The following is a 12,418-nucleotide window of genomic DNA, read 5'->3' on the forward strand; positions in this document are numbered from 1 at the left end:
CCTGGCTCCTTCAGTTGTTGAACATCCGGGCATTGCCGGGCTGGTAGCCCGCGCCCGGGGTGAGGAAGCGCTCGCGCTGGACCCGGCCCTGTTCGGCCGCCGCGGACCGCTCGGCTTCGACCAGCGCAGACGCGCGGCCATTGGCGGCGACGACCGCGATCAGGTCGGCGATCTGCTGGGACTGCAGCGCGAGGAGCTGGTTGCCGGCCTGGGTCGCCTGCAGGGCGCCCACGGCGGACTGGCTTTCACCGACGAGGGCGGAGAGCTCGGCGCGCTGGCCGTCGAGATTGCCGACGACGCCGGCCTGCACGCGCAGCGCGTCCTGCAACCCGCCCACGGTGTTTTCCCAGCGGGAGCGCGCATCGGCCAGAAGCTGCGCTTCGGGCGCGGCCATGGGGATATTGGCATAGTCCTCCTGGAAGACCTGGTCGATCTGGGCGACATCGAAGGCGATGTTCTGCGCTTGGGACAAAAGCTGCCGGGTCCGGTCGACGTTCTGCTGCAGCGCCTGCAGCGAGGAATAGGGCAGGCTCGCGAGGTTGCGCGCCTGGTTCATCAGCATCTGCGCTTCGTTCTGCAGCTGAGTGATCTGGTTGTTGATCTGCTCGAGCGCCCGGGCGGCGGAGAGGATGTTCTCGGCGTGATTGCGCGGATCGTAGACGATGCGCCCGCCCCCGCCGAAAAGGAAGGCCTGGGCGGGTGTGGCGAAGATCGGCGACAGGCCGATGGGGGCTGCGAGCGCCAGGGCCAGTGCGGAGACGCTGGCGAGACGGGACAGGCGATGGGCGGCATGGGTCATGGGGTGGTCTCCTCTACGGGTTCGGGGGCTTGGGGGATCGGGGCGTCCGGCGCCGCGGGCTCCGGCGCGAGATTGGTGAGCTCGGGGATCAGCTCGACGGCCCAGCCGACCCCGCGGGTCTCGAGCCAGGCCGCGAGAAAGCCGTCGCGACCGTGCTCGGCGAGGATGTCCGAGATCAGCGTTTGGTCGGACTTGGACGAGGCCGCACAGAGCGCGAGGCCCACCTCGGAGAGGCCGAGTTCGAAAAGCCGGTTGCCGCGCCGCGACTGGCAATAGTAGTCGCGCTTCGGGGTGGCGCGGGCGAGGATCTCGATCTGCCGGTCATTGAGGCCGAAGCGCCGGTAGATCGCGGTGATCTGGGGCTCGATGGCGCGTTCGTTGGGCAGGAGCAGCCGGGTCGGGCAGCTCTCGATGATCGCGGGCGCGATGGCCGAGGCGTCGATATCCGAGAGCGACTGGGTCGCAAAGATCACCGAGGCGTTCTTCTTGCGCAGCGTCTTCAGCCATTCGCGCAGCTGGCCCGCGAAGCCCTCGTCATCGAGCGCGAGCCACCCCTCGTCGATGATCAGGAGCGTCGGCCGCCCGTCGAGCCGGTCGCCGATGCGGTGGAAGAGATAGGAGAGGACCGCGGGCGCCGCGGCGGTACCGACCAGCCCCTCGATCTCGAAGGCCTGGACCGAAGCGGCACCAAGCTCTTCCATCTCGGCATCCAAGAGCCGCCCATGGGCGCCGCCCAGGCAATAGGGACGCAGGGCCTGTTTCAGATCGGTGGATTGCAGCAGGACCGCGAGCCCGGTGATCGTGCGCTCGCCGACCGGGGCCGAGGCCAGCGAGGTCAGGGCGGACCAGAGATGCTCCTTCACTTCCGGGGTGATCACAATGCGTTCGCGGGCGAGGATCGCAGCGATCCAGCCCGCAGCCCAAGAGCGTTCGGCGGGATCGTCGATGCGGGCGAGCGGCTGGAGAAAGACCGTCGCATCCGCCCCCTCGGTCAGCTCGCCGCCGAGATCATGCCAGTCGCCGCCCATGGCGAGCGTGGCGGCGCGGATCGAGCCCCCGAAATCGAAAGCGAAGACCTGTGCGTCCGGATATCGGCGGAACTGCAGCGCCATGAGCGCGAGCAGCACGGATTTGCCCGCCCCGGTCGGACCGACGACCAGCGTATGGCCAACATCGCCCACGTGGAGCGACAGGCGGAAGGGCGTCGCGCCCTCGGTCTTCCCGTAGAGGAGCGGCGGGCCGTCGAAATGCGCATCCCGCTCCTCGCCCGCCCAGACGGCGGAGAGCGGGATCATATGGGCGAGGTTCAGGGTGGAGATCGGCGGCTGGCGCACATTGGCGTAAGCGTGTCCCGGCAGGGAGCCGAGCCAGGCATCGACGGCGTTGACCGTCTCGACCATGGCGGTGAAGTCCCGGCCCTGTACGACCTTCTCGACCAGGCGGAGTTTCTCGTCGGCGCGGCGCGGGTCCTCGTCCCAGACGATGAGGGTCGCCGTCACATAGGCCTCGCCCGCGATATCGGCACCGAGCTCCTGCAGGGCCATGTCGGCATCGGCGGCCTTGTTGGCGGCGTCGGTATCTACCAGCGCCGATTGCTCGTTGGTCATCACCTCCTTCAGGATCGCGGCGATGGTTTTGCGCTTGGCGAACCATTGGCGGCGGATGCGCGCGACCATCCGCGCGGCCTCCGTCTTGTCCATCAGGATCGCGCGGGTCGCCCAGCGATAGGGAAAGGCCAGCCGGTTGAGATCGTCAAGGATCCCTGGCGTGGTGGCGGTCGGGAAGCCCGAGAGAGTCAACACGCGGAGATGGGCGGTCCCCAACCGCGGCTCGAGCCCGCCGGTCAGCGGCTGGTCGGCGAGGAGCGCGTCGAGATAGGCCGGGGTTTCCGGCACGCGAACACGGTGCGGCTGCGTCGAGATCGTCGAATGCAGGTAGGTCAGCGTTTCGCTGTCATCCATCCAGCGGCATTCGGGCATTATGCCGTCGAACAGCGCCAGCACCCGGTCGGTGCGATCAATGAACCCGCGCAGCACCTCGCCCGCATCGACGCCGGTCTTGTCGCGGCCTTCGTAGAGCCAGGTCTCGGCCCGCGCAGCCTCCTCGGGCGGCGGCAGGTAGAGAAAGGTTAGGAGAAAGTCCGACTGGAAATGCGCCCCCTGCTCGGCGAAGCCCGCGCGCCGCTCGGCATCGAGGAGCGCGGAGGCCGGATCTGGAAAGCGGCTGTCGGGATAGTCGGCGGCCGGGACGCGCTGCGCCTCGACGAAGATCGCCCAGCCGGAGCCGAGGCGGCGGAAGGCGTTGTTGATGCGGCCCGCCACGGCCACGAGTTCCGCCGCGACGGCACTGTCGAGATCGGGGCCGCGGAACCGGGCCGAGCGCTGCAGGCTGCCATCCTTGTTCAGCACCACGCCGGGCGCCACCAGCGCCGCCCACGGCAGGTAATCCGCGAGCCGCGTCCCTTTCCGGCGATACTCCGCGAGGTTCATCATGGGCGCGCCCTCAGACCTCGAGATGACCGGGCAGCCGCAGATGCCGGCGCCCGACCTCGACGAAGAGCGGATCGCGCCGCGCGGCCCAGACGGCGACCAGGTGGCCCAGAAGGCCGATGACGATTCCCGCGACCCAGAGCTGCAGCCCCAGCCCGATGGCCCCGGCCAGCGTGCCGTTCAGGATCGCGAAGGCCCGCGGCGCACCGGCCAGCAAAATCGGCTCGGTCAACGCGCGATGCACCGGAACGGTGAAGCCCGGCACGTCCGCCAGCTGTTCGAACGTGCTGTCCATCAGATCAGCGCCCCGCCGCCGAAGCTGAAGAAGCTCAGGAAGAAGGAGCTCGCCGCGAAGGCGATGGAGATGCCGAAGACGATCTGGATCAGGCGGCGAAAGCCCCCGGAAGTGTCGCCAAAGGCCAGCGTCAGACCGGTGACGATGATTATGATCACCGCGATGATCTTGGCGACCGGCCCCTCGATCGACTCGAGAATCGATTGCAGCGGCGCCTCCCAGGGCATGGAGGACCCCGCCGCGCGGGCGGGTCCGGCCAGCATCAGGGTGACGGTGGCATAGGTGACAGCATGGGCGGCCTGCGCGCGCAGCCGGTGAAGGGGTCGGGTCATGAAGGGTCTCCTGTAGTGGTATCCATCCCGGTCGGCCGCGCCGCCGGGGTGATGCGGTAGTCGCCGTCGGGTCCCAGCCCATCGACGCGGGCGAGCTCGGCGAGGTGGCGGTTGGCCCCGCGCCCGGAGAGAACGGCGATGAGATCGATGGTCTCGCCGATGAGGGCACGCGGCACGGTCACGACCGCCTCCTGGATGAGCTGCTCCATCCGCCGCAGGGCCCCGAGGGCTGAGCCCGCATGGATCGTCCCGATCCCGCCCGGATGACCCGTGCCCCAGGCCTTCAAGAGGTCCAGCGCCTCGGCCCCGCGCACCTCGCCGATGGGAATGCGGTCGGGGCGCAGGCGCAGCGAGGAGCGGACGAGATCGGAAAGCGAGGCGACGCCGTCCTTGGTGCGCAAAACGACGAGGTTGGGTGCTGTGCATTGCAACTCGCGCGTGTCCTCGATGATCACCACGCGGTCGGACGATCCGGCCACCTCGGCCAGGAGCGCATTGGTCAGCGTCGTCTTGCCGGTCGAGGTGCCGCCCGCCACGAGGATATTGGCCCGCGTGGCGACGCCCTCGCGCAACAACGCCGCCTGGGTCTCGGTCATGATCCCGGCGGCGACGTAATCGGCGAGCGTGAAGACCGCGACGGCGGGTTTGCGGATCGCGAAACAGGGCGCGGTGACCACGGGCGGCAAAAGCCCCTCGAAGCGTTCCCCGGTCTCGGGCAGTTCGGCCGAAACGCGGGGGCGAGCACCATGAACTTCGGCGCCAACGTGATGGGCGACGAGCCGCACGATCCGCTCCCCATCGGAGGGCGAGAGCGTGGCGCCTGTATCGGAGAGCCCTTCGGAGAGACGGTCGATCCAGAGCCGCCCGTCGGGATTGAGCATGACCTCGACGGTCATCGGGTCTTCCAGAAACCCGGCGATGGCGGGCCCGAGCGCCGTGCGCAGCATCCGCGCGCCGCGGGCCATCGCTTCCGGTTTTCGAGCTGCCTCTGCCATGCTGTCCCCGTTCCGTGAGTGGCCCCCAAAGGGCGGCCCTGGATCGGGTCCATCAAGAAAACCGGAAACCGGCTGCGCTCAACAGGTCTTCAAGGGGCGTAGCGCCACAGCGTGCAAAGACAGGGAATAGGGTTAGAGACGATCAAAGCGGCACAGCACGGCCCATCTTGCCTTTTGGCATACATTCTCTATATTGATGCCAAAGGAGAAAGCCATGCAGTTCGCCACGATCCAGCCCGTCACCGCCCGCACCGATCTTCCCGTCATCACCGACGAGGAGGCCGCGGCACTGGCGCGCACCACCGTCAACCTGTTCCGGGCCTGGGAGCTGACCGATGCCGAAGCCCGCACCTTGCTGGGCGACATGGCGCAACGGACCTGGGCGCGCTGGAAGACAGGCGATATCGGCCGGATCGACCGCGACCTGCGCGCGCGCATGGCGATCCTGATGGGGATCCACAAGGCGCTGCGCACTCTCTTCACCGACCCTGCCCGGGGCTATGCGTGGATCCGCAAGCCGAACGCCGCCTTCGCGGGCCGAAGCGCACTGGACGTCATGCTCCGAGGCGAGATCACCGACCTGATCGACCTGCGGGCCTATCTCGATGCCGAACGGGGTGCCTGGTGAATGTCCCTGTCCGGCGCGTGACCTGGCCGCGCACGGTCCGCATCATCCGTTCGATCCACCCGCCCATCGACCTCTTCGAGGACATCGCCGATCCGGCCGATTGGGAGGCACTGGCCTCGGCCGAGGCCAAGTTCAACCCGCGCATCCGCGAGAGCATCGGCGATCTCTCCAAGGTGCCCGTCGCCCGCCGCGTGACCGGCCCCGGTGCGAGCTGGGTCATGGCGCCCTTCGTGCATTGCTCGCCGCTCAGGCCCGGACGGTTCTCGGACGGCAGCTTCGGCCTCTACTATGCGGGCGACCGCACCGAGGTGGCGATTGCCGAGACCGCCCATCACCACGCCCGCTTCATGTGCGCGACAGACGAAGCGCCGGGCTGGACCTCGCAGTTCCGCGAGCTGATCGGGTCGATCGACGCCGATCTCGACGATGCCACGGCCCGCGCCGACCTGCTGGATCCCGACGACTACCGTCCCTCGCAACTCTTCGGAGCAGAGCGCCGCGCGGCCGGATCGAACGGCATCACATGGCCCAGCGTGCGCTTTCCCGAGGGTCAATGCATCGCGGTCTTCTGGCCCGACGTGATCCCGATCCCGACCCAAGGGGCTCATTTCGCGTATCACTGGGATGGGGAGCGTGTGGATTACGTGAAGCGGTTGGATGATGGCGAGGTTTGGCGGGTGTCGTGACGCTACACGTTGTTTTCCTATCGTCCACCGTTTGTTATCTGACGCATTTTCCGAGATCCCTACAAATCCGGGGCGATGGCGCCGAAACCAATTTCATTGAACCAATTGAGGTTGGCGTGCGCCTAAGTTGAAATGAGCCAGTGTTCAAAATCTAGTAAATGCGAGAATCTATTTGCGACCTACTCGATCAAATACCTCGCTTCGGTGCCACGCGAGTTGATGACGATGCTTTTCCGTTAAAGGGATCGGACCATGCCACCGCAGTGCACTCCGAGCGTTCTCGCTCAGGGAAGGTGAGAATTGCGGCTCCCCGTCGTCATCGAAGGCCACTAGTCCGCGATCAAAAGCGGCGTCCCACAAGGCGGACAGCAGGAGTCCGTTATGGACGTCGAGGCGCTCCGCATCGCTCGAGCAATCCTTCCATGGAATTATGTGCGATGCGCGCAGCAGTGCGGTATCGGTAATGCCGGTCAGCGGGCATCGCCCCTGCCAATACTCGATCAGACCCGAGCGGAAGATGTCCTGGCCGATCCGCTGAACGACGAGTCGTTCGGCGTCGGTCGTTTTCGGCAGATCTTTGACCTTCGTCTGGAACTCCCGAAGCGGTGCATCAGGAAGGCTTGCCGCTAGCTGGTAGATGCGTGGCAACACGGAATAGATTTGCGCCAGCGTCTCGCAGGCGTAGCGGGCAAGAGCTGGTCCCGGCATGTCCACCGCGGGTATATCCAGCTCTTCAATGACGCCTGTGTGATCGAGGGCGAGAAACCACGGACCCTGTGCGCCTGCCGCAGCGAGATGGATCTTGCCGGGCACCGTGGTGGAGCTGAAGCACGCCCAGCCCTCGTTTTCACCCAGCTTCCGGCGAAATCCATTCTGGAACGCGACCTTGTCGCATTCCTGGCGGATGACGAAGGGCTGCGGCGCTTCGATCATTGCATATTGATCCTCATAGGTCACAGCCCAACAATCGGTCGCGGCCAGGCGCACCGCGCAATACCGCACGTCGCCAAGGATCTATGTTGACATCATGAGGTGGCCTTGTTGTCGTTGTAATCAGATACTGAAAAGTCAGACCCGCCAGCTTCTCCTCGAGCTCATGCAATAGCCGGAAATGCTCATCATAGATCGTTTGCCCCAAGTCGGCCTCGCGCGGACTGTCGTGGATCAGAAAGGCGGGGATCCGCGTGCGGCCCTCAACGCTCAAACAGAGACAAGCCAGATCGAAGGCGAGCACTTTCAAAGACTGAATGGCAGCCGTTCGCCTATCGCCCCCGGCTTCAACAGCAATCTCAAGGCCTTTACCAGTCAGACGCACAAAGCCCTTGGCGTCTTCACCGAGCAGACGCCGAATGATCGCTGAAAACTTCTGGGATACAGCGCCGATAGCCTTTGCCTGCTTGTCCTCGAAGCCTCGAAGCTGTTCGCGGGTGCCCTGCAACGCGTCTTCCAGTTTTCTGATAGCAGCTTCCGCACGCGCGACCTCATCGACGATTTCTGCCGCTCGCTGAACATCCTCAACACCTCGAGTGGCAGTTCGCCAGCTTGTGTTTCGAGCGTCAGCGGCCTTTTCGAGGCGATCCACCCGATCCTCTGCCTGTTTAGCCGTTTGGCTCGCCAGAGCGATTGCGGGCTTCAGGGCGCCAATTTCATCCTTAATGCCCGCAATTTCGTTTTTCTGAGTATCGATGTCCTCGCGTTTTGCCTCCAGCCGGGCACGACACTGTGCTTGGTCGGGTAGTTTGTGAGACAGCTTGCAGCCTTCCGCGAGCGCTGTGTCGATTGGCACCTCGCAGATGGGACAGACCTGACTAGCCGCGGACTGGGCGGCTGCGGAGAGTCCCGGAATTTCACTGCTCATCTGTGCGAGTAGCTTTTCTTCGAGAGGCAATCTCGCGTCGAGTTCAGCGGCCTTCAGTTCAAGATTGCGCAGCGTAGTGCGCGCATCTTGCAAAGTGCGCCTGGCGTCATCGAGCTCCGCGCCAACCCCCGATGGGAGTCTTGTCACGGCGGCAAGTTTCTCCTTCGCGGCCGACTTCAAGGAGTCCAGAAGAAGCGGCATATCAGGCAGGGATGTATCGCCAAGACCGAGATCGCGAACGAGGCGCTCCACGCGCCGCGCTTGATCCCATTCGAGGAACGACCGTTGCCGTTTTGCTTGATCAAGTTGGCTTGCCAGATCCTGCTCGCCGCGGCGTGCAGCCTGCTCTTCATCCGTGATTGCGTTCAAGAACGCCCGCATCGCGAGCAATCGAGGTCCTTTGGCATCACCACTTGCCGGCTGCGGCGCATCCGATCCTGATGCAGATGAACGCCAATCTAAGACGTCGTCGAAACGGCATTCCTGATCGCGTGCCGCCCACGCGAGGGCGATCGGCCAAGCCCGCTGACCAGCTGAGAGCCTGGCCAACCGGGAGGTGCCATCGCCGAGGATCGCGGCTTCGATGGCGTCGATCAGCGGCTCTATGCCCGTAGCCGTTCCCTCCATCTTCGCAACGACGTCGAGGTTGCCGACTTCAACAGCGAAGTGCTTGCGACCGATGCCGAGTGGCCTCGCTACCGCCCAGCACACTCCGTCAAGCATCACCTCAGCCCCGACGACGCCATTCAGAAAAGCGGTGGAAATGGCATCGCGCTGGACCTCGTCTGCGAAGCGGACTTCGCCGAGGCAATAGCGCAGCAAACGGCAGAACAGCGTCTTTCCACTGCCATGGCCGATGGCCCGGCCACCCCCATCGGGATCGTCATCTCCGTCTGGCGACCAGATGATGTTGAGCCCTGGCCGTAACTCGATGTCCCGAATGACCTCGCCGCCCGGCTCCTTCCAGATCTTGAGCCGTCGTACCCAGAGCCTCGGCTCCGTCTGGCTTTTCGGAACTTCAACGCTTAGTGGCGGAACCGGGAAGAGATCATCCTGCTGCGGCATTTGCGATCCAGTCTCGGACTTCGGCAGGAGCAGCGTTCACGGTTGCATCGATGTCCAGGTTTTGCAGCGCGTCGAGCACAAACCTTGCGCGCCCTTCTGGCCAGCCCGACGTGTCAAAAGCTTCCAGACCTGTGCCTGGAGTCCACGTTCTCGCCGCGATGTCTTCTAGCAGTCGACCGTTGCCTCGATGGTTGGTGATGGCGGCATTCCATCCCGGCGTGGTTCGGCCCGAGAAGCCGACGACATTTCCAGAGCGGGGCTCTGCCTCTTGGCCCACCAGCCGCCGCCATTGGGTCTGATCCTCAGGTGAAAGGATCGGCGTCAAGAGGTGGGGCTCCAGCATGATCGCGGCGGTCAGACGAATTGTGCGGATCGGCGTCGGGCCATCCAGCGACTTCAGAATCGCAGCGAGTGCGGCGGACGGATCGTGCTGTGGTGACGGTGCCGCGCGCGCCCATGCGGCGTCCGGAAGTTGCCCAAGCGGCGTAACCTCGATGGGACGCTGGACCTGAGCATACTTGGAGACGTCCGCACTATGACAGAGGCTGATGTCTGCCGGGGGCTGGTACATAGGCGTCTGGTATGCAGTGCCTGATGCCTTGGCCGCTGCCATAGCGTCGTAGGCCGTCAGAACCAGTCGTTTGGTGCGGAACTCGTTGTGGTCACGCTCCTCGTACTTCCGGAGCACGGTGAAGGAGTTGAGCACCCATTCCGATTGTTCGCGGTTCAACCCGTAAAAGTGCAGCATGGCTGCGTCGATTTCTGCTTGTAGAGTCGGGCGTCGATCTTCGGACCATCTGAATGGAGCGCCCTCGAACCCTAGGTCTCGCGCGAATTGCGTTAGTTCTACATTTGTATAGCAGAGCTCAAGGACACGCGGGGATAACCAGTTAGCGGGCGTCGCACCGAGCCATGGCAATTCATTATCGAAAGAGCTCGGAGCCAAGATCGGTGCTTGTTCCAATACAAAGAAGCTCAGGCGCATCGTCTTTTGGCGAATGGCATAATCAACAACGAGCGTACCGAGTGTTGTGCACAATAACGCAAATCTACTTTGCTCAAGTTTCGAGAACATAACAGGGGCTACATGCCCGGCCGCTGTCTTGGGAATAATGGTCCCTATTAGCGTGCGCTCTGAGATGCCAACGTCGCGCCATGAAAAGAACCAAGATCTTTCTGCTTCATCCGCCAATTTGGTGTTTGTTAGCGCCTCCTCGACCCAATACCTGGGTTCAATTCTGTAGTTGGGATCGTCGTGAAGTTCCTTCGTGACACGAGGCAAAACACCCTTATTGGCTTGGTTTTCAGTTTGCCCCTCATACGTTCCGTATCTATGGTCGAAGTTCCAGTACATCTTTCCTTCGTATAGAGGGAAAACTCTCCGGCCATCCTTGAGTTTCGCGAGAGCTCCTTCTCGAGCCTTGATTTGGCTCGCGACATCATTGTGATCCAAAAAGTGTTCTGAATCACCCGACATATGAAAGAGCGTTGACATTGATACCTGCCAAGGATTCGCGGTGACTGTATTTCCATCCTTCTCGATAAGGATCGGCGCCGCCATGTGGATCGCCGCCGTGACTTTCGCGTCGCGCGACCAGCGGAAGGCCGGGAGGTTCAGGGTGTTGGGATTGATGGCCCTGATCTCATCGACAGTCAGCGAGTAGCGCTTTTCCGGATCGGCGATCTCCGACGGCTGACGGATATGCGCCGTGAACCACGGCTGCTCGATGCCGACAGCACGTCCAGCCATCGTGAGCAGACCAAACTTCACCTTGTTGGTGATATGCGGGAAGATCAGATCCTCGTTCTCGAAGCCATAGAACGCGACGAGAGACTTTGTACTTAGAAGCTCTCCGAGGAAGGCGCGGTAAGTAAAACCGCTGACAAGGCCGGTGGGGATAATTAGGCCCGCGTACCCGGTGGCCTTCGTGAGCTGCCAGAAATGATCGGTGAATACCGCGTAAGTGTTCACGTCGCCGACACCGCCGCGAGGGAAGCGGCCGGATTCTCGCATGAAATGGCTTTCGGTCGCGGCCGTCCGCAACGCATCCTGCCATTCCTTCGCAAGGCGCGGGTTCGTCTCGTCCAACTGGTCGATAAGTCTCTTGCGGGCCGCGGCATTCTTCGCCGTGGCGATTTCGGCGTCGCGAAGGGCAAAGAACTCTTGCTCCTGAAGTTTGACGCGCTCCCATGGCGGGTTACCAAGGACGACGTCGAAGCCTCCACGCTGCATGATATCGGGAAACTCTAGGGGCCAGTGAAAGGCCCGAGCCTCACGAGCAGCTTTTGGAGCATCGAGCATTGCATTCCGGATTTTGCCTTGGTTGAGCGCCATCCAGATCTCTTCGGTCGTCGGGACGGTTCGCTCGGACGGACCTGTTGGGGCGTTGCCAGTCTTGGGTAGCAGGAATGCTGCAATGAAAAGGTCGCACGCCGCCTTTGCACGGACAAAGTCCTGCTTCTTGCGAAGCTCCTTGAAGCGCGCAGCTTTGGCACCGATTTCGTCCAACGTGTCTTCGGGCAAATCGCGGAAGCCTGAGAAGTCGACAGCGAACGGCTTGGTCTCTGGCAGTTTGTTGAGCCCGGTCCCGAAGTCGAACCCGGCCTGTCCGGATTTCGCCGCGGCGTTGATCTTCCTGTAGATGCTGGCGATGTCCTTGTCGTCACCTGTGAGCGGCTTGTAGGCGGCGTCGGGGATGCCATCCTCCAGAACCTTCAGGTCGAACACCCCCAAAAGTGCGTCGCCACAGCGGATCTGCGCGTCGAAAAAACCGAGGGGAAGGCCAGGGTCCACCGTCTCGATCCAGAGCGCGACCTTGGTCAGCTCCACCGCCATCGGGTTGCGATCCACCCCGTGGATGCAGCAGCGCGCGACATCGCGCAGGGCATGGCGGAAGTCGGCGAGCGAGGGCGTGCCCTCGGCGCGGATGCGGGCGAGCCGCGTGGCGATGCGGCGGGCGGCGGCCAGCAGGAAGTGGCCCGAGCCGCAGGCGGGGTCGATGACCGACAGTTTCAGTAGCGCCTTGCCGGGATCGTCCGCCTCGGTCTCGGTCTTGTCGAGCACGGGGTCGAGCGCAGTATCGAGCAACGCCTGAACGAGGCTATCGGGCGTGTAGTAGGAGCCGGTGGTCTTGCGCTGGTTGCCCTTCTGCTCGGCCGCTTCGGAGGCGAAGACGAGCGTCTTGCCGTCGTCTGCCAGCTGGGGCTGCAGTTCGAGGAGGGACTCGTAGACCGAGCCAAGCTCTGAACCGCCCCGGGTTTACCGGAGAGT

The 12,418-nt window shown here is 63.7% G+C and carries 10 protein-coding genes; 2 read left to right on the plus strand and 8 right to left on the minus strand.

The features are described from left to right. Nucleotides 1-10: 10 nt before the first annotated feature. The 5 genes from trbJ to trbB are packed head-to-tail and all read right to left on the minus strand — an operon-like array spanning nt 11 to nt 4,862. Nucleotides 11-799, minus strand: a complete 789-nt coding sequence (gene trbJ, locus ATO11_RS19230) for a P-type conjugative transfer protein TrbJ (protein WP_050532550.1) — start codon at nt 797-799, stop codon at nt 11-13. Continuing rightward, nucleotides 796-3,291, minus strand: a complete 2,496-nt coding sequence (trbE, locus tag ATO11_RS19235) for a conjugal transfer protein TrbE (RefSeq protein WP_050532551.1) — start codon at nt 3,289-3,291, stop codon at nt 796-798. Before trbE ends, trbJ begins: the two co-directional genes overlap by 4 nt. A gap of 10 nt (nt 3,292-3,301) precedes the next feature. Further along, complete coding sequence (locus tag ATO11_RS19240; RefSeq protein WP_050532552.1) at nt 3,302-3,583, minus strand: VirB3 family type IV secretion system protein; 282 nt, start codon at nt 3,581-3,583, stop codon at nt 3,302-3,304. Further along, nucleotides 3,583-3,915: a TrbC/VirB2 family type IV secretion system protein gene (locus ATO11_RS19245; protein WP_050532553.1), complete on the minus strand. Its 333-nt coding sequence runs from the start codon at nt 3,913-3,915 to the stop codon at nt 3,583-3,585. The genes ATO11_RS19240 and ATO11_RS19245 overlap by 1 nt, the downstream gene beginning before the upstream one ends. After that, the gene (gene trbB, locus ATO11_RS19250; protein ID WP_479725081.1) at nt 3,912-4,862 is read right to left on the minus strand and encodes a P-type conjugative transfer ATPase TrbB; all 951 of its coding nucleotides are present in this window, start codon (nt 4,860-4,862) and stop codon (nt 3,912-3,914) included. Before trbB ends, ATO11_RS19245 begins: the two co-directional genes overlap by 4 nt. Before the next feature lie 262 nt (nt 4,863-5,124). On the opposite strand from trbB, the gene ATO11_RS19255 reads away from it, so the two are divergent. Both ATO11_RS19255 and ATO11_RS19260 read left to right on the plus strand, forming a co-directional pair. Next, nucleotides 5,125-5,538, plus strand: a complete 414-nt coding sequence (locus tag ATO11_RS19255; RefSeq protein ID WP_050532555.1) for an MbcA/ParS/Xre antitoxin family protein — start codon at nt 5,125-5,127, stop codon at nt 5,536-5,538. Between the two features lie 17 nt (nt 5,539-5,555). After that, entirely contained in the window at nt 5,556-6,224 is a 669-nt protein-coding gene (locus ATO11_RS19260) for an RES family NAD+ phosphorylase (protein WP_423212722.1), read from the plus strand. 168 nt (nt 6,225-6,392) lie between these two features. On the opposite strand, the gene ATO11_RS19265 is transcribed toward ATO11_RS19260, so the two are convergent. Genes ATO11_RS19265 through ATO11_RS19275 form a run of 3 tightly spaced genes read right to left on the minus strand, consistent with a single transcriptional unit; the run spans nt 6,393 to nt 12,358 of the window. Beyond that, nucleotides 6,393-7,157, minus strand: coding sequence for an HNH endonuclease (locus ATO11_RS19265; RefSeq protein WP_050532556.1), 765 nt, complete (start codon nt 7,155-7,157; stop codon nt 6,393-6,395). Nucleotides 7,158-7,170: 13 nt separating this feature from the next. After that, nucleotides 7,171-9,147 carry a chromosome segregation protein SMC gene (locus ATO11_RS19270; RefSeq protein ID WP_050532557.1) on the minus strand — a complete coding sequence of 659 codons (1,977 nt, stop codon included), beginning with the start codon at nt 9,145-9,147 and terminating at the stop codon, nt 7,171-7,173. Next, a complete protein-coding gene (locus ATO11_RS19275; RefSeq protein WP_082176475.1) occupies nt 9,131-12,358 on the minus strand; it encodes an Eco57I restriction-modification methylase domain-containing protein in 3,228 nt (1,075 codons plus the stop codon). Before ATO11_RS19275 ends, ATO11_RS19270 begins: the two co-directional genes overlap by 17 nt. Nucleotides 12,359-12,418: the final 60 nt, after the last annotated feature.

Origin of the sequence: Pseudaestuariivita atlantica (assembly GCF_001205715.1) — a bacterium.
Classification (GTDB): domain Bacteria; phylum Pseudomonadota; class Alphaproteobacteria; order Rhodobacterales; family Rhodobacteraceae; genus Pseudaestuariivita; species Pseudaestuariivita atlantica.